Below are 17,588 nucleotides of genomic sequence, written 5' to 3' on the forward strand. Positions count from 1 at the left end.
TCGCCGCCCTTAGTCCACGGTCCCGACGACGGCGCCGGGGTACTGGCGTTCGAACCGGCCGAGCGCCTGGCTGTCGAGCCGGGTGACGATCATGACGTCGCCGTCCGGACCGTCGTAGCGGCTCAGCACGCGGCCGTTGCGGTAGATCCAGGCGATGGCCTGGCCATCCTGCGCCTTCAGCTGGATCTCGACCGGCGGGGAGTCGTCGATCAGGCCGCTGATCCGGCGCAGCAGGGCCTCGCAACCCTCGCCGGTGACGGCCGACACCGTCGAAGCCTCCTTGCGCCGGGCATGGCCCTCGATGACCTCGCGATCCTCCTCGGACAGCAGGTCGATCTTGTTCCAGACCTCGACGACGGTCTTGCCCTCGTCGAACGTCACGCCCAGCTCGGCCAGCACGGTCTCGACGTCGCGGGCCTGGGCCTCGCTGTCGGGATTGGCGACGTCGCGAACATGCAGCACCACGTCGGCCTCCTGCACCTCCTCGAGGGTGGCGCGGAAGGCCTCGACCAGCTCGTGCGGCAGGTCGGAGATGAAGCCGACGGTGTCGGACATGATCGCCGGCCGCCCGTCGGGCAGCTTCACGGTGCGCAGGGTCGGGTCCAGGGTCGCGAACAGCATGTCCTTGGCCAGGACTTCCGCCTCGGTCAGGCGGTTGAACAGCGTGGACTTGCCGGCGTTGGTGTAGCCCACCAGGGCGACCGTCGGATACGGGACCTTCTTGCGGGCGCTGCGGTGCAGGGTCCGCGTGCGGCGCACCTCCTCCAGCTCCTTCTTGAGCTTGAGGATGTTGTCGCGGATCAGGCGGCGGTCCAGTTCGATCTGGGTTTCGCCGGGACCACCGGTATTGCCGGTGCCGCCGCGCTGCCGCTCAAGGTGGGTCCAAGTGCGGACGAGGCGCGAGCGCTCGTACTCCAGCCTGGCCAGCTCGACCTGCAGACGGCCTTCCCGGGTCCGGGCCCGGCGGGCGAAGATCTCGAGGATGAGGCCGGTGCGGTCCACGACCTTCACCTCCAGCGCCTTCTCGAGATTGCGCTGCTGGATAGGCGTGAGCTGGTCGTCGAAGACGGCGACGTCGATGTGCTCGACCTCGCAGATCGCCGCGAACTCCTCGACCTTGCCCTTGCCGAACAGGGTGGCGGGCGTGACGGCGCGCAGCGGCGCGATCATCGTCTCGACGACGTCGAGATCGAGTGCGATGGCGAGGCCGACGGCTTCCTCGAGCCGGGCGTTGGGATCCCGGGCCTCAAGGGCCGCCTGGCCGCGCAATTGCCGCGCCGGATGGATGACAAGCGCCTTCAGGATCGGCGCGGCGTGGTCAATCGACCTGGATGTGGATTTGGACAAGCGTCTCTAAATTCAGTCGTCGGAGTCGGCGCTGGGCTCGTAGAGCTGAACAGGCTGAGCCGGCATGATGGTGGAAATGGCGTGCTTGTAGACCAGTTGCGACTGGCCGTCGCGACGCAGCAGGACGCAGAAATTGTCGAACCAGCTGACCACGCCCTGCAGCTTCACGCCGTTGACGAGGAAAATGGTGAGCGGCGTCTTCGACTTGCGCACGCTGTTCAGGAAGGTGTCCTGAAGGTTTTGCTTCTTCTCGGCAGACATCGGGGGTTCCCCTCTCGTTGTTTTCGGAGGGCAACACGCCCCCCACACAAACAAGGCCATGCTAGAGGATTTTTCACTGAAAGCGACAAGCGCGCAGCGAAAATTTCCGCGAGGCCGTTCGCCCTCAAAACGTTTGGACCGAATATTGCTCCGATCTCAGACGGCTTTGAGGCGCGCTCGCTCCATATAGGAACGCCGCAGGCCGATCGCCACAGGCCCCGGCTGACCGTCGCCCAGCTTGACTCCGTCGATCTGGGTGATCGGCGTGACCAGGGAGCCAGCGCCCGTGATGAACGCCTCCTTGGCGGCTTGCGCCTCGGCGATGGTGAACGGCTTCTCGCTGAACGGCAGGCCGGTTTCGCGGATCACCTCCAGCAGGGTCGAGCGGGTGACGCCGCGCAGGATGTTGGCGTTGGTGTCGCGGGTGCGCAGGGCGCCCTCGGCGTCGATGATCCAGGCGTTGGACGACGCGCCCTCGGTCACCAGACCCATGTCGTCGACGAACCACGCCTCGAGCGCGCCGCGCTCACGCGCCGCCTGCTTGGCCAGGACATTGGGCAGCAGGCCGATCGACTTGATGTCGCAGCGGCCCCAACGGTTCTCGGGGACCGAGATCACCGAAGCGCCCTTGGCGGCCTTGGCCTCGGCAGCCGAGCGATCCAGCGACTTGGCGGTGACGACGATCGCCGGCGGGACGGCCGGATTCGGGAAGGCATGGTCGCGCTTGGCGACGCCGCGGGTGATCTGCAGATAGCAGAGCCCCTCCTTGACCTTGTTACGGCGCACCGCCTCGCGCAGGACCATGGTCAGTGACGCCTGGCTCATGGGGTGGGCGATGCGCAGCGCGTCGAGACTGCGCCATAGGCGGGCGAAGTGCCCCTCGGCGTCGGCCAGCTTGCCGTCGAACACGGCCCAGACTTCGTAGACGCCGTCAGCCAGCTGATAGCCGCGATCCTCGATCGGCACGACGGCCTCGCCGTGACGCACGAAGCGGCCGTTCACATAGGCGAAACGCGACATCTACTCTTCCTCTTCCGCCCGGGCCCCGGCCACGCCCAGGGACTTGAGCTTCCTGTGCAGCGCCGAGCGCTCCATGCCGATGAAATTGGCGGTGCGCGAGATGTTGCCGCCGAACCGCAGGATCTGGGCGTTCAGGTACTCGCGCTCGAACAGCTCGCGGGCCTCGCGCAGCGGCAGGGCGATGATCCGCTCGGCACCGATCGCCCCGGCGTTGCCGGCGCTGGGCTGGTCGGCGCCCGCCAGCATCTCGGCGGTGATCACCTCGCCTGGTTCGCCCGAAGCCAGGATCAGCATGCGCTCGACGTTGTTGCGCAACTGGCGGACATTGCCGGGCCAGGTCTGCACTTGCAGCGTGGCCAGGGCGTCTTCGCCCAGGCGACGGCGCGCCAGGCCGGTGGCCTCGCTGATCTTGTCGACGAAATAGGCGATCAGCTCGGGAATGTCCTCACGGCGCTCGGCCAGGCCCGGCACGCGCACCGGCACCACGTTCAGGCGGTGGAACAGATCCTCGCGGAAGCGACCGCTGGTGATCTCGTCGCGCAGATCCCGCGAGCTGGACGAGATCACCCGCACGTCGACCTGGACATCATTGTCGCCGCCAACCCGCCGGAAGCGCTGCTCCACCAGCACCCGCAGGATGCGGCCCTGAGTCTCGCGCGGCATGTCGGCGACTTCGTCGAGATAGAGCGTGCCGCCATGGGCGCGTTCGAACACGCCGATCTTGCGCGGACGACCGCCCTCGCCTTCCTCGCCGAACAGTTCGACGTCCAGCCGCTCGGGGGCCATGCCCGCGGCGCTGACGGCGACGAACTCCTGCTTGGCCCGGGCGCTGGCGCCGTGGATCAGACGGGCCACCAGCTCCTTGCCGGACCCGGGCGGACCGGAGACCAGGATGCGGCTATTGGCCGGCGCGACCTTGAGAATCAGCTGGCGCAGGGCCTGAGCCGGCGCCGACTTGCCGATCAGGCCATCCGGCGTCAGGGTCTGGGTCCGCAGCCGGCGGTTCTCGCGGCGCAGGCCCGCCGCCTCCAGCGCCCGCTCGACGATCATCAGAAGCCGGTCGGACTTGAACGGCTTTTCCAGAAATTCGTAGGCGCCGCGCTTGATGGCGCTGACCGCGGTCTCGATATTGCCGTGACCCGAGATCATGATCACCGGCAGGTCAGCGTCCAACCCCTTGACCATGTCCAGCAATTCCAGACCGTCCATGCCGCCGCCCTGCATCCAGATGTCCAGGACCAGCAGGGCCGGCTTGCGGGCCCGGATCGCGGCGAGGGCCTGATCGGAATCGGCGGCCGTACGCACCGCGTAGCCCTCATCCTCAAGGATGCCGGCCACCAGCTCGCGGATATCGGCTTCATCATCGACCACAAGAACGTCGGCGCTCATATCATCTCCTCGGCGCCACTCTGGTCCGCATAGTTGGGGACCGTGGCGTGCAGTCGTACAGTCGTCGGGAATTTCAGGATCACGCGGGCTCCGGGAAGCTCGCGGGCGTCGGTCAGGGCCAGGCCGCCGCCGTGGTCCTCCATGATCCGCTTGACGATGGCCAGGCCCAGGCCTGTCCCCTTCTCGCGGGTGGTCACATAGGGCTCGGTGAGGCGATCGCGGTCCTTGGCGGGCAGGCCGACGCCGTTGTCCTCGATCGTCACGCACAGTTCGTCGGCGTCCGAACTGAGGATCGCGGTGATACGGCCCTTCAGGTCGGGATCGGTCAGTCGGCGCGCGCCGACCGCCTCGCCGGCGTTCTTCAGGATATTGGTCAGAACCTGACCGATCATCCGTTCGTCGCAGGTGATCCAGACGTCCTCGCCGCCCGGTTCCCGCAGCTTGACCTCGATCTCGGCGTCCTGGAACCGCTGAGCGAAGACCGCCTGACGCAGCATCTCGGTCAAGTTGGCCGGCTCGAAGCGCGGAGCCGGCATACGGGCGAAGGCGGAGAACTCGTCGACCATCCGGCCGATATCGCCGACCTGGCGAATGATCGTCTCTGTGCAGCGATCGAAGGTCTCAAGGTCGCTGGCGATTTCCTTGCGATACTTGCGCCTCAGGCGCTCGGCCGACAGCTGGATCGGGGTGAGCGGGTTCTTGATCTCGTGGGCGATGCGGCGCGCGACATCCTTCCACGCGGCGTTGCGCTGGGCGGCCATCAGGCGGGTGATGTCGTCGAACGTCAGAACGAGGCCTTCGGCCACGTGGCCGGCGGCGCGCACTCGCAGTCGGCGAGTCTCGCCCTCGCGCTGAATGTCGACCTCGACGTCGGTGTCCGGGCGGCTCTCCTGCAGCGCCTCCATCACGGTCTCGAACTCGGGCGCTAGCTGGATGAGGTCGGTTCCAAGGGCGCCCTCCGGCAGGCCCAGTAGGGTCACGGCGCGACGGTTCACCGCCGAGACCTTGCCGTGCTCGTCCAGGCTGATGACGCCGGCGCTGACGCCCGACAGCACCGTTTCGATGAACAGACGGCGGCTCTCGGCGTCGAGGCTGGCGGCCTTCAGCGCGGCCTGCTGCAGCTGCAGTTCGCTGGTCATCATGTTGAAGGCGTTGGACAGCGCCCGGATCTCCTCGGGGCCGGTGTCGGCTTCCACCCGGGCGTCGAGGTCGCCGCCGGAGACACGGCCCGCCGCCTCGACCAGGCCCGCCACCGGGCCGGCGATCGAGTTGGCGGCGGCGATCCCCACCCAGATGGCCGCCACCAGGACCAGCAGCGCCGTCTCCAGATAACTGAGGCCGAAGATCGCCTGGATCCGGCCGCGGCTGCGTTCGGCGTCACGGTACGAGACCAGGGCGTCCTGAGTCTCGATCAGGTGGGTCAGGATGCCCTTTTCGATCGGCCGGACGACATAGAGATAGGCGTCTTGGAAGCCGTTGAGCTTGTAAAGCGCTCGGAAGAGATCGGTCGAGACGAAGCGCTGGGCGGTGACCTCGCCGCTGTCCGTGGCCTGATAGCTGGACGGCGGCGGTGCCAGGAACGGCGGTGCGTCGCGCAGTTCGGCCCGAGCCAGGACGCGGCCGTCACGGTCGAGGATGTAAGCGGCGGCGAAGCCGTTGTTCCTGGTCTCGTCCGCCAGGAAGTGCCCGAACGCGACCGGCGAATGGGCCAGGGCCGGCGCGGCTTCGTTCAGATTGGCCGCCATGGGGCCGATGTGCTCGGAGATATAGTTCTTCTGCTGCTCGACATACGAGATCGCGACCTTGGCCGAGTTGCCGACCACGGTCTGGACCCGTTGGCTGAACCAGCCGTCCACGCCGCGGTTGACCAGCACCCCGAAGAACAGCGCCACGATCACCGCCGGGGCCACCGCCGCCAGCGAGAACAGGCCAACGAAGCGCAGGTGCAGGCGGGCGCCGGCGTCGCTGGCGCGGGCGTCGATCAGGTCGTAGAGGCGCAGGCCCACCACAGTGGCCACGCCCAGGATCAGCACCAGGTTGAAGCCCAGCACGACCAGGATGACCGTCGAGGCGGTGCTGATCGAATCGGTCTTGGGCGGCGACGAAGCCAGGGCGACGCTGGCGACGGTCAGGATCACCGCCAGCGCGTAGGCCCCGCCGGTCAGGTACCGCGACCGCAGGAGCTCTCGCCACCAGGCCCGGCTGAACCGGGTCGGCGGGGCTTCCGATCCCGTCGCGTAAGCCACTGAAGACATCGCCACGGAGTTTAGGAGCGTGTGTCCTAAATTCAACAGCTATGTGCTGAGAAAGCTTCAGCGCCACAGAGCGCGCTGTGCGCGCTCCGCTCGTTTTCGAGACTAGGGCCTGCTCAAGCAGACCCTACCGGCGACCGCGCGTCATCTCCACGCCCAGGTCCTGAATCTTCTTGCGCAGGGTGTTGCGGTTCAGGCCGAGGATTTCGGCGGCCCGGACCTGATTGCCCCGCGTCGCCGAAAGGGTCAGCTGGATCAGCGGACGCTCCACCTCCTCCAGGATGCGGTCGTACAGGCCGGGGGGCGGTACGCCGTCGGGCTGATCGGCGAAGTGCGAAGCCAGATGGCGCTCGACCAGCATGGACAGGGTGAGCGGCCCCTCCTCCGAGCGGACGGCCGGGGTGTGATCCTGCAACTCGCGGTCGACGATGCGGGCGGTGATCAGCTCCTCAGCATAGAGGGCGCACATCCGGCGCATCAGGTTCTCGAGCTCACGGACATTGCCCGGCCAGGGATGGGTCTTCAGGCGGTCGAGAGCGCTTTGGTCGATCGTCTTGGCCGGCAGGCCTTCACGGGCTGCGCGTAGCAGGAAGGTGCGCGCCAGGTCCGGGATGTCCTCGGCGCGATCGCGCAGCGGCGGCAGACGCACCGGCGCGACATTCAGGCGGAAGAACAGGTCCTCGCGGAACAGCCCCTGTTGGATCAGGCCGCGCAGGTCCCGGTTCGTGGCGGCTATGATCCGCACGTTGGGGCGACGGCCGGTCTTGGGATTGATCACAGGCTCGGTGCCGTCGATCACGCGCAGCAGGCGGGTTTGGGCGTCCAGCGGCATGTCGCCGATCTCGTCCAGGAACAGGGTGCCGCCGTCGGCCTCGATCAGCCGGCCGTTGTCGCCTTCGCCGCGTCCGAACAACTCGGTTTCGACCCGCTCGCGCGGCACCGCGGCCAGATTGATGACCACGAACTTGCCGTCGCGGCGGCGACCCAGCTCGTGCAGGGCCCGGGCGACCAGCTCCTTGCCGGTGCCGCTTTCGCCCAGGATCAGGACCGTCAGGTCGGCGCCGACCAGCCGGGCGATGGTGCGATAGACCTCCTGCATCGGCGCCGAGCGGCCGATCAGCGGCAGGCGCTCATCGCGCATGGCCCGGGCCTGGGCCTTTGAAGCCTCGGCGTCGGCCGGCCGCGACAGGGCCCGGCGCGCCGCGGCGGTGACGTCGTCGAGATCGAAGGGCTTGGAGACGTATTCGAACGCTCCCGCGTCGGCGGCGTTGACCGCCGTCAGCAGGGTGTTTTGCGCGCTCATCACGATGATCGGGAGCTTGGGTCGCTCCTTGCGGATGCGCGGCAGCACGTCGAACACATTCTCGTCCGGCATCATCACATCGGTGACGACCAGGTCGCCCTCCCCGTCCGTGACCCACTTGAGCAGAGTGGTGGCGTTGCCGGTGGCGCGGACCTGATAGCCGAGACGGGTGAAGGCCTGGCTGAGCACCAGACGCACCGAGCTGTCGTCGTCGGCGATCAGAATCTTCTTGCTCGCGGCGTTCATGCTCAGGCGTCTCCGAAGGCGGTTTCAGTGTTCGAGTTTTCCGGGGCGACGGGCAGCAGCACGCGGAAGACGGTGCGGCCGGGCTCGGACTCGAAATCGATCAGACCGCCGTGGGCGGTGACGAGCTTGGTGACCAGGGCCAGGCCCAGGCCCGTGCCATTGGCCTTGGTGGTCACGAAGGGTTGGAACAGATGATCGCGCAGGCTGGACGGCACGCCGGGGCCGTTGTCGATCACCTTGACTTCGATCGGCGCGCCGCTGGCGGTCTTGCCGTCGGCGCCGCGCACGCGGACGCCAGGGCGCCAGGCGGTGTGGATCGAGATCTGGCCGCGATCGTCACCCCGCATATGGGCGGCCTCGGCCGCGTTCTTGGTCAGATTCAGGAAGACCTGGATCAGGTGATCCTCGTCGCCCCACACGGGCGGCAGCGACGGATCGTAGCTTTCCTTCAGCGTCAGACCGTCGGCTACGCCGTTGGCGACCAGGGCCCGGACGCGGTCCAGCACCTGGTGGATGTTGACTGGCTCGCGCGGCGTCGGCGCCGCATCGGAGAAAGCCTCCATGCGGTCGACCAGGCGGCGGATGCGATCGGTCTCATCGACGATCAGCTGGGCCAGCGGCTGGTCGACGGCGCTGGCGCCGGTCTTCAGCAGCTGGGCCGCGCCGCGAATGCCGGCCAGCGGGTTCTTGATCTCGTGCGCCAGCATCTTGCCGAGACCCACGACCGAGCGCAGGCCCGCCGCGTCGGCGGCCTTGTCGACACCCAGGACGCCCTTGACGTGCAGGGTCAGCAGCACCGAACCGTCGCCCAGCGGGACGGCGGCGCCGTCGGCCTCGAACGGCGGCTGACCGAACAGGTTGACCTCGACGCCGTGCTCGCGAACCAACGCGCCTTCGAAGATCGCGCGGTCCAACAGCGAGACCAGCACCGAACCCGGCGGCAGGGCGGCGCGGAAGCGGCCGCGGGCCAGCAGCGACAAGCCGTGGCCGAACAGCGCCTCGGCGGCCTCGTTGACCGCCACGAGCCCACCATCGCGGTCCACTACCAGGGCAGGCTCGGGGCTGAGATCGAAGGCGGCGGCCTTCAGGGCCTCGGGCGTGAGGCCACCCAATACGCGGGCATGGTCGGTCATGCGGCTAATCTCCCGCCCGCCAGCCAGAGGTCGCGCAAGGCGACCTCAACGGCGGCGGGGTCCTCCAGGCGGCACAGGGTCGCGCGAGCGGCTCGACGCGCCTCGGCCGTCTCCGGCCAGGGCGCGGCTTCGATGTACGAGGCCAGGTGCTTGCGAAACATCTTCAGCCCCAGATTCTCGCCGTAAAACGTCAGGCTGCGTCGGAAATGGGTAAGCGCGATGGCCAGTCGCTCTTCGGCTTCGGGCTCGGCGAAGCCGCGGCCTTCGAGCGCGGCCTCGATCACGCCGGCGATCCAAGGGCGGCCATAGACGCCCCGGCCGATCATCACGCCATCGGCGCCAGATTGTTCGAGCGCCATGCGGGCGCTGTCGCCGTCGACGATGTCGCCATTGACCAGCACCGGCACCGAGACGGCCCTCTTGACTGCGGCGACAGCGGTCCAGTCGGCGACGCCCTTGTAGAATTGGTTGCGGGTGCGGCCGTGCACCGTGATCGCCTTGGCCCCGGCGGCCTCGGCTCGGCGGGCGATATCAGGAGCATTGAGGCAATCGACGTCCCAGCCCAGGCGCATCTTCACTGTCACGGGAACGTCGACGGCCTTGACGGCGGCGTCGACGAGCGCTTCGGCAAGGTCGGGCTCGCGCATCAGAGCCGATCCGCAAGCGACACCCTTGGTGACCTCCTTGGCCGGGCAGCCGAAGTTCAGATCGATGATCTCGGCTCCGGCTTCCTGAGCCATGCGGGCGCCCTGGGCCATGAAGGCGATGTCGCGGCCGACCAGTTGGATCACGGTCAGCGGCAAGCCGTCGCCGACCGCCGCGCGGCGCACGACATCCGGCCGCCCCCGCGCGAGCTCCGCGCTGGCCACCATCTCCGTCGCCACATAAGGCGCGCCGAGCGCCGTGGCCGTTTCTCTAAAGGGCAGGTCCGACACCCCGGTCATGGGCGCGATCCACACCCGACCGGGAACTTCGACCCCGCCGACCTCGAGCGTGTTGCTCATTTTATGATCATCCCCACAGCATTCTTTTTAGGCACATTGTGCAGCGCAGTAAAGCCCAATCAACTGGACATCGGCGGCGGCCGGACTAAACAGCCGCCATGACCTTTTCCGCCGTGATCGTCGCCGCTGGTTCGGGAAGCCGAGCCGGTCCTGGCCAGGCCAAGCAGTGGCGTTCCGTGGCGGGTAAAGCGGTTCTGCGCTGGTCGGTCGAGGCCTTCCTCGCGGCTGGTGCGTCTGACATCGTCATCGTGACAACGCAAGATGGCGAAAAGGCGCTGGCTGATGCGCTGGAGGGTCTTTCGGGCTGGCGCGCGGCGCCTGGAGGCGTAACCCGGGCGTTGTCGGTGCAGTCCGGCCTGGCCGCTCTGGCCAACCGTCCCGGGAATGAGCCGGTCCTGATCCACGACGCCGCCCGCCCCTTGCTGACCCGCGCGATCATCGACGGCGTGCTGACAGCGCTAGAGAGCGCCGACGCCGTCCTCCCAGCCTTGCCCGTCGCCGACACGCTGAAACGCGCCGAGCCCGGTCGAGACCCGACAACGACTTCGCGTGAACACCTCTGGCGCGCCCAGACACCGCAGGCCGCGCGCCGCGACACCCTGCTCGCCGCCTACGCCGCCTGGGTGGAGGGCGAGCCGACTGACGACGCCCAGGTGGTGGAAGCCGCGGGTGGCCGCGTGGCCATCGCGCCGGGCGACCCGCTCCTTATGAAACTCACCTACCCCGAGGACTTCGCCATGGCCGAACGGCTCGCCGGCGCCGCGCGCATCACTCGAGTCGGCCAGGGCTTCGACGCCCATCGCTGGGGGCCGGGCGAGGAGGTCTGGCTATGCGGCGTGGCCATCAAGCACGACGAGACCTTGATCGGACATTCAGACGCCGACGCCGGCCTGCATGCGCTGACCGACGCCATCCTGGGCGCGATCGGCGAAGGCGACATCGGCGACCACTTCCCGCCGACCGACCCGAAGTGGAAGGGCGCGGCCTCGGACCAGTTTCTCAGGCACGCCGCCGAACTGGTGGCGGCCAAGGGCGGCGCCATCGTCAATGTCGACGTGACCCTGATCTGTGAACGGCCCAAGATCAAACCGCACCGGCTGGCCATGCGCCAAAAGCTGGCCGAGATCCTCGACCTCCCGCTCGAACGGGTCAGCGTCAAGGCGACCACGACCGAAAAGATGGGCTTCACGGGTCGGGGCGAAGGTCTCGCCGCTTCCGCCGTCGTGGCGGTCGAGACGCCGGCCTGAAAGGTCTAAGCTAAGGCCCGCGAATCCGGAGACGCCCATGTTCCCGCTGGAAATCGAGACCCTGGCCCGGCTGCTGATTGACGAGGCGCGCAGCAAGTCGCTGCGTCTGGTGGCGGCCGAAAGCTGCACGGGCGGCCTGGTGTCTGGCGCGATCTGCTCGATCTCCGGCGCGTCCGACGTTTTCGAGCGGGGGTTCGTGACCTACACCAACCGCGCCAAGTCCGAGATGCTGGGCGTGCCGGGCGACCTGATCGCCGACCACGGCGCGGTGTCCGAGCCGGTGGCGCGGATGATGGCGGAAGGCGCGCTGCGCGAGAGCAATGGCCATGTCGCCGTGGCCATCACCGGCGTCGCCGGGCCCGGCGGCGGCACGCCCATGAAGCCGGTCGGCACCGTTCATTTCGCGGTCGCCCGCGCCAACCGCTCGGTCGTCCATCGGCACGAGCGCTTCGCCGGCGAGACCCGAGAAGCCGTGCAGTTGGCGGCGGTGCGGACGGCGCTCGAGATGCTTCGCGAGGCGGTGGCCTAGGTGCCCGAGACCGCCCCCAGCGACTGGCGGCGCTTCACGGGCGTCGGCTTCTCGCAAAAGGCGTTGAAGGCTGCTGCGGCCCGTAAGACCGAAATCCGCCACGCCATCCGCGTCTCGGCGGCCGTCGGCGCGGCCTTCGCCCTGGCCACTCTGCTGCGCCTGCCACAAGGCTATTGGGCGGTGTTCACCGCCGTCATCGTGGTGCAGTCCAGCCTGGGCGCGACCATCACCGCTTCCATGGAGCGCTTCATGGGCACGGTCGTCGGCGCCCTGGCCGGCGCCGTGGCGGCCTATTTCCATGCCAAGTGGCCGGAGTTCGGTGGCGTGATCCTTTGCGTTACGGTGGCGCTGCTGTCGTTCGTGGTTTCGGTGCGGCCGGCTCTGAAGGTCGCGCCCGTCACCGCCGTGATCATGCTGATCGGCCAGACGACCCATATGGACCCGCTGATCGCAGCAAGCCTGCGGGTCGCCGAGATCACGGTCGGCAGCCTCGTCGGTGTCGCCGCCACCCTGCTGATCTTCCCGGCCCGCGCCCACGCCTCGGTGGTGACCAGCATCCAGAAGATCGCAGGCCTGCAGGCCCACATCCTCGACAGCTATGTTCTCATGCTGCGTGGCGCGCCGGGTCCGACCGACTCCCTCAAGGCCCAGGACGATCTGCGCGCGGCCTTGGCCAAGCTGCAGACGTCGATGACCGAGGCCGATCGCGAGAACGCCAGCAAGCTCAGCGAGCGATCGGTGTCCGACGCCCTGCCCCGAACCCTCTGGCGGCTGCGCAACGACACGGTGATGGTCGGCCGTACTCTGCGCGAGCCTCTGCCGGCGGAGATCCTGGCGCCGGCCGCCGCCGACATGCTGGAGGCCGGCGCCAAGTTCCTCCGTGGCGCAGCCGACCTGCTGGCCGGCGGCGCGCGTCCGGACCGCGTGGCCTTCGCCGAAGCCCACCAGACCTTCCAGGCCTGCGTCGAGGGTTTGCGGGAGAAGGGCCTTACCCGGGGGCTGGAGTTCGACGACGCCGCGCGAGTGTTCGGTCTGGTCTTCGCGATCGAGAACCTGTTCGGCAATCTCGGCGACTTCGATGAGCGTATCGAGGAAGCCGTGGCCAAGAAGGATTAGGCCTAGAACGACTAGGCTTTCTCGCCGTAAACCTGCCGGGCTCGATCCTCGAAACAGGCGATCAACTTGTTGGCGGCCTTGTCGATATTGGCGGCCAGCATGGCGTCCAGCAGCGCCGCCTTGAAGGCGAAGTCGATCACGAACTCGACGCGGGTCGCGTCGCCCTCGGGCGCGAAGCGCCAGCCATTGGCCAGGCGCTTGAAGGGGCCGTAGAGCAGGCTGACATCGATGCTCAGCGCATCGCGATCGCGACGGACGCGCGTGGCGAACTTCTCGCGCAGGAACGAAAAGCCGACCTGGGCCTCGGCGTCGACCGTGCTGACGGCGCCGTCGACCCGGGCGTTCCAGGTGCGCATGCCGGTGATCCAAGGCACGAACTTGGGATAGGCCTCGACATCCCCGACCAAGTCGAAAAGCTGCTCCGGCGCGTACGGCAGCACGCGCGTGACCACGTGTCGATGCACGGCTTTTTACGCCGTGCGCGCGTCGAGAGCCCGGCGGGCGGCCTGCAGCTTGGCGAAGTCCTCGCCCGCGTGGTGCGATGAGCGGGTCAGAGGACTGGACGACACCATCAGGAAGCCCTTGGCCCGGGCGATCGCCTCATAGGCCTTGAACTCTTCCGGCGTCACGAACCGATCGATGGCCGCGTGCTTGCGGGTCGGCTGCAGGTACTGGCCGATGGTGATGAAGTCGACGCCGGCCGAGCGCATGTCGTCCATCACCTGCATGACCTCCTCCTTGGTTTCGCCCAGGCCGACCATCAGGCCGGACTTGGTGAATTGGGAGGGATCGCGCTGCTTCACGCGGTCAAGCAGGCGCAGGGAGTTGTAGTAGCGGGCGCCGGGACGGATCTTGAGATACAGCCGCGGCACGGTCTCGAGGTTGTGGTTGAAGACGTCCGGCTTGGAGTCGATCACCACGTTCTCGGCGTTGTCCTTGCGCAGGAAGTCCGGTGTCAGGATCTCGATGGTGGTGCTCGGCGCCGCGGCGCGGATGGCGGTGACCACTTCCGCGAAATGGCGGGCGCCGCCGTCCAGCAGGTCGTCGCGGTCCACCGAGGTGATGACTACGTGCTTGAGACCCATCTTGGCGACGGCCTCGGCGACGCGGCGCGGCTCGTCGGGATCCAGCTGCGTCGGCAGGCCGGTGGTGACGTTGCAGAAGGCGCAGGCGCGGGTGCAGATCTCGCCCATGATCATCATGGTCGCGTGCTTCTGGCTCCAGCACTCGCCGATGTTCGGACAGGCCGCTTCCTCGCAGACCGTGGTCAGCTTGTGCTCGCGCACGATGCCCTTGGTCTCGTTGTACTGACCCGTGCCGGGCGCGCGGACCCGCAGCCACTCGGGCTTGCGGAGCACCGGCGTGTCCGGGCGGTTCTGCTTTTCGGGATGGCGCGCCGCCCGGTCATCCGGGCCGCGAGCCTTGAGGGTGTCGATCACCGTAGCCATGGCGCCTAAATCGGTCTTCTTGGCTCGCGGATCAAGCGCTCGATCTTGCTTAAGTCGACGATGCGCGAAATGACTGGGGCGTATGCGTCGTCGCCTCATCGCCGTCACCCTGGCCTTAGCCGTTTCCGCCTGCGGCGACGGCGGCTCGCGGACGCCGTTCGCCGAAAGCCGGACGCCGCCGTCGCTGAGCGCGCGCTTCTATCCGCCACAAGGCTGGGCCTGGGGTTACGTCCGCAGCGGCGAGGGCCTGATCCAGCGCTACGGCGTCGCCGCGCCGCCCGTCGCGCCTAGGGCGACGATCCTGATCCTGACCGGCTACGGCGAAAGCGCCGAAAAGTGGTTCGAGACTGTCACGGACCTGACGACACAAGGCTTTTCGGTGTGGGTGCTGGAACGTCAGGGGCAAGGCGGATCCGAGCGCGAGACACCCTGGCGCGACCTCGGCCATGTCGACAGTTTGGATCCGGACGTCGCCGCCGTACGCGCCCTTGTGAAGGGCGTGATCCGGCCTGGCCCTGACATACCGCTAGTGGTTGTGGGGCATTCCGAAGGCGGCCTGGTGGCCCTGCGCGCCGCCCAGCAAGGTCTGGCCATGGACGGCCTTGTGCTGTCTTCCCCCGCCTTCGGCCTGGCCGCCCTACCCCTGTCGCGTTCGGATTTCGCCAAGTTCACGCCCGCGATGCGGTTCCTGCGTCTCGGCTGGATCAAGACCCCGGACCAGCCCGGCTGGCGACGGGACGCGCCGAGCGACGCCCTGACCCACGACCCGGTTCGCGGCAAGGTGCAGGCGGCCTGGATGCTGGCCAATCCCGATCTTCGCATGGGCGGTCGCAGCCTGGGTTGGTTCGCGGCTTTCTTCGACGCGTCCGAGGCCGCCGCGCGGGGCATCCGCGGGACGAGCGTCCCGACGCTGATGCTGACCGCTGGCCGCGACGAGGCGGTTTCCGCCACGCCCCAGACCCGGCTTTGCGCGGCGATGGTCGCCTGTCACGAGACCCGCTACCCCGTGGCGGGACACGACCTGCACATGGAATCGGACGCCGTTCGCCAGGCCTGGCTGACCGCCATAGTCGATTTCATTCGAACCCGGACAGCCGCCAAGGCCCCGCCGCGCAGGGGTGACCCTCACGGTTTGTGACTCTTTCTTGCAAAACTGGACCTTCCCCGGCAGACTCCGCGTTTAAAGAACGAGAGCGCGCTTTCGCTCTTCGGGGAGGTTTCGCCGGGATGCCGGTCGCTTACGATGCGCAAGCTGGTCAAAAGGCCATCTTCGACGCCCTTATTGACGCCCGCGACAAGTACGGCGCCAAGAAGCCGATCCTGGAGGACCAGGATCGCAATCCGCTCAGCTATACCGATCTGATCCGCGCCAGCTTCGCGTTGGGCCGCAAGATCGCGGCGATGACGACGCCGGGCGAGAACGTCGGTATTCTATTGCCGTCGGGTTCGGGTTCGGTGGTGACCTTCTTCGCCCTGCACGCGTTCGGTCGCGTGCCGACCATGCTGAACTTCACGGCGGGCCTGCGGAACATCAAGGCCGCCTGCAAGCTGGCCAAGATCAAGCGCGTGCTGACCGCTCACAAGTTCATCGAACTGGGCAAGCTGCACGACATCGTCGACGCGATCAGCGAACATGCCGAGGTCACCTATCTGGAAGACGTGCGCGGCACGATCGGGCTGGGCGACAAGCTGTTCGCCGCCGCAGCCGGCCTCTTCCCGCGGCATTTTCGCGCCCCGGCCAAGCCGTCAGACAGGGGCGTGGTGCTCTTCACCTCGGGCAGCTTCGGCGCGCCGCGCGGCGTGGTGCTCACCCAGGCCAACCTCGTGTCGAACGCTCGGCAGATCGCCGCCCATATCGCGTTGGACCCAGACTGGGTGTTCTTCAATCCGCTGCCGGTATTCCATTGTTTTGGCCTGACTGGCGGGGTGATCCTGCCGTTGCTGACCGGCATGAAGGCGTTCCAGTACCCCTCTCCCCTGCACACCAAGCAGATTCCGCCACTGCTCAAGGACGCCGGCGCGTCGGTGCTGCTGGCGACGGACACCTTCGTCAATCAATACGCCCGCTCAGCCGAGAGCGACGAACTGTCGGGGCTGAAGTTCATCGTCTGCGGCGCCGAAAAGGTCCGCGAAGAGACGCACAACCTGATCGCGGACAAGTTCGGCGGCGTGCCGGTGCTGGAAGGCTATGGCGCGACCGAGGCCTCGCCCGTGATCGCGGTCAACAAGCCCGACGACAACCGCCGGGGAACGGTCGGCGGCCTGCTTCCCGGTCAGGAATGGAAGATCGAGCCCGTCGAAGGCATCCCCGAAGGCGGCAAACTGCTGGTGCGCGGCCCGAACATCATGGCGGGCTATCTTCGCGAGGACGGCGGCGTCGACGCCCCGGAGGGCGGCTGGCACGATACGGGCGATGTCGTCACGGTCACCGACGATCTGTGGATCACCATCAAGGGCCGCGTGAAGCGCTTCGCCAAGATCGGCGGCGAGATGGTCTCCCTGACCGCAGCCGAGGATCTGGCCTCGGCCGTGTGGCCTGACGGACGTCACGCCGTGATCTCGATGCCCGACAAGAAGAAGGGCGAGAAGCTGGTGCTGATCACCGACCGTCCCGACGCCGATGTGGGTCCGCTGGTCGCGCACGCTCAGACCATCGGCGCGCCCGAACTGGCCGTGCCGCGCAAGATCCTCAAGGTGCAGGAAGTGCCGGTGCTCGGCAGCGGCAAGACCGACTATGTCGCCATCCAGCGGATGGCCGAGACCGACGCACGCGCCGCGTAAGGACTTGGCCCGGCGAAGTGGACAAGCTTCGCCGGAGTATTCCTGTCTTCAGTCTTTGAGTAAGCATCGGTCGTCGGGCTCAAATCGCGTTCGCATCAAGGAGGGAAAGAACAATGGAACGTCTCGCCGTCTGGGCGCCGCGTGTGCTCAGCCTGCTTCGGATCGTCGCCGCCCTGCTCTTCATGGAGCACGGCCTGATGAAGCTCTTCCACTTCCCCGCTCCTCAGCCCGGCGCGCCCGATCCGCTGCCGCCGCTCCTGATCGCCGCCGCGTGGCTCGAAATTGTCGGCGGAGGCCTGCTGGTGTTGGGCCTGTTCACGCGCCCGGTCGCCTTCATCCTGTCGGGTCAGATGGCCGTGGCCTATTTCCTGGCCCACGGCAGCCAGGGCTTCTGGCCGGCGCTGAATGGCGGTGACGCCGCCATCCTGTTCTGCTTCCTGTTCCTGTACCTGGCGTTCCAGGGACCCGGAGAGTGGAGCCTGGACGCTCAGGTACGCAAGCGCCCCTAGAAA

16 protein-coding genes are annotated in these 17,588 nt (G+C 67.7%); 6 read left to right on the top strand and 10 right to left on the bottom strand.

Annotation, left to right across the window (positions count from 1 at the left end):
- Nucleotides 1-9: 9 nt before the first annotated feature.
- From hflX to dusB, 8 genes are all read right to left on the bottom strand, one after another.
- On the bottom strand, nt 10-1,347 hold the full coding sequence (gene hflX / locus EIK80_RS18235) for a GTPase HflX (RefSeq protein ID WP_125158439.1): 1,338 nt from the start codon (nt 1,345-1,347) through the stop codon (nt 10-12).
- A 12-nt stretch (nt 1,348-1,359) separates the two neighbouring features.
- A complete protein-coding gene (gene hfq, locus EIK80_RS18240) occupies nt 1,360-1,608 on the bottom strand; it encodes an RNA chaperone Hfq (protein WP_013079113.1) in 249 nt (82 codons plus the stop codon).
- A 156-nt stretch (nt 1,609-1,764) separates the two neighbouring features.
- Nucleotides 1,765-2,628: a D-amino-acid transaminase gene (locus EIK80_RS18245; protein ID WP_125158440.1), complete on the bottom strand. Its 864-nt coding sequence runs from the start codon at nt 2,626-2,628 to the stop codon at nt 1,765-1,767.
- Nucleotides 2,629-4,017 carry a nitrogen assimilation response regulator NtrX gene (ntrX, locus tag EIK80_RS18250; protein WP_125158441.1) on the bottom strand — a complete coding sequence of 463 codons (1,389 nt, stop codon included), beginning with the start codon at nt 4,015-4,017 and terminating at the stop codon, nt 2,629-2,631.
- Entirely contained in the window at nt 4,014-6,272 is a 2,259-nt protein-coding gene (locus tag EIK80_RS18255; protein WP_125158442.1) for a PAS domain-containing sensor histidine kinase, read from the bottom strand. Before EIK80_RS18255 ends, ntrX begins: the two co-directional genes overlap by 4 nt.
- Before the next feature lie 124 nt (nt 6,273-6,396).
- Nucleotides 6,397-7,818 (bottom strand): sigma 54-interacting transcriptional regulator, encoded by a 1,422-nt coding sequence (locus EIK80_RS18260; RefSeq protein ID WP_125158443.1) that lies wholly within the window; start codon nt 7,816-7,818, stop codon nt 6,397-6,399.
- Nucleotides 7,819-7,820: 2 nt separating this feature from the next.
- Entirely contained in the window at nt 7,821-8,951 is a 1,131-nt protein-coding gene (locus tag EIK80_RS18265) for a nitrogen regulation protein NR(II) (RefSeq protein ID WP_125158444.1), read from the bottom strand.
- The gene (gene dusB / locus EIK80_RS18270; RefSeq protein WP_125158445.1) at nt 8,948-9,955 is read right to left on the bottom strand and encodes a tRNA dihydrouridine synthase DusB; all 1,008 of its coding nucleotides are present in this window, start codon (nt 9,953-9,955) and stop codon (nt 8,948-8,950) included. Before dusB ends, EIK80_RS18265 begins: the two co-directional genes overlap by 4 nt.
- A gap of 98 nt (nt 9,956-10,053) precedes the next feature.
- On the opposite strand from dusB, the gene EIK80_RS18275 reads away from it, so the two are divergent.
- The 3 genes from EIK80_RS18275 to EIK80_RS18285 are packed head-to-tail and all read left to right on the top strand — an operon-like array spanning nt 10,054 to nt 12,847.
- Nucleotides 10,054-11,202 (top strand): bifunctional 2-C-methyl-D-erythritol 4-phosphate cytidylyltransferase/2-C-methyl-D-erythritol 2,4-cyclodiphosphate synthase, encoded by a 1,149-nt coding sequence (locus EIK80_RS18275; RefSeq protein ID WP_125158446.1) that lies wholly within the window; start codon nt 10,054-10,056, stop codon nt 11,200-11,202.
- 37 nt (nt 11,203-11,239) lie between these two features.
- Nucleotides 11,240-11,731, top strand: coding sequence for a CinA family protein (locus tag EIK80_RS18280; protein ID WP_125158447.1), 492 nt, complete (start codon nt 11,240-11,242; stop codon nt 11,729-11,731).
- On the top strand, nt 11,732-12,847 hold the full coding sequence (locus EIK80_RS18285) for an FUSC family protein (RefSeq protein ID WP_125158448.1): 1,116 nt from the start codon (nt 11,732-11,734) through the stop codon (nt 12,845-12,847).
- An 11-nt stretch (nt 12,848-12,858) separates the two neighbouring features.
- Here the strand turns inward: EIK80_RS18285 and EIK80_RS18290 are convergent, their stop codons facing one another.
- Together EIK80_RS18290 and lipA are read right to left on the bottom strand one after the other, a co-directional pair.
- Nucleotides 12,859-13,311, bottom strand: coding sequence for a type II toxin-antitoxin system RatA family toxin (locus EIK80_RS18290; protein ID WP_125158449.1), 453 nt, complete (start codon nt 13,309-13,311; stop codon nt 12,859-12,861).
- 6 nt (nt 13,312-13,317) lie between these two features.
- Complete coding sequence (gene lipA / locus EIK80_RS18295) at nt 13,318-14,295, bottom strand: lipoyl synthase (RefSeq protein ID WP_233586882.1); 978 nt, start codon at nt 14,293-14,295, stop codon at nt 13,318-13,320.
- Nucleotides 14,296-14,377: 82 nt separating this feature from the next.
- Between lipA and EIK80_RS18300 the strand changes: the two genes are divergently transcribed.
- The 3 genes from EIK80_RS18300 to EIK80_RS18310 all read left to right on the top strand — a co-directional run bounded on the left by EIK80_RS18300 (nt 14,378) and on the right by EIK80_RS18310 (nt 17,585).
- On the top strand, nt 14,378-15,433 hold the full coding sequence (locus EIK80_RS18300; RefSeq protein WP_125158451.1) for an alpha/beta fold hydrolase: 1,056 nt from the start codon (nt 14,378-14,380) through the stop codon (nt 15,431-15,433).
- 89 nt (nt 15,434-15,522) lie between these two features.
- On the top strand, nt 15,523-17,076 hold the full coding sequence (locus EIK80_RS18305) for an AMP-binding protein (RefSeq protein WP_125158452.1): 1,554 nt from the start codon (nt 15,523-15,525) through the stop codon (nt 17,074-17,076).
- A 113-nt stretch (nt 17,077-17,189) separates the two neighbouring features.
- On the top strand, nt 17,190-17,585 hold the full coding sequence (locus tag EIK80_RS18310) for a DoxX family protein (protein WP_125158453.1): 396 nt from the start codon (nt 17,190-17,192) through the stop codon (nt 17,583-17,585).
- The last annotated feature ends 3 nt before the right edge of the window (nt 17,586-17,588 follow it).

Origin of the sequence: Caulobacter sp. 602-1, from assembly GCF_003931565.1 — a bacterium.
Classification (GTDB): domain Bacteria; phylum Pseudomonadota; class Alphaproteobacteria; order Caulobacterales; family Caulobacteraceae; genus Caulobacter.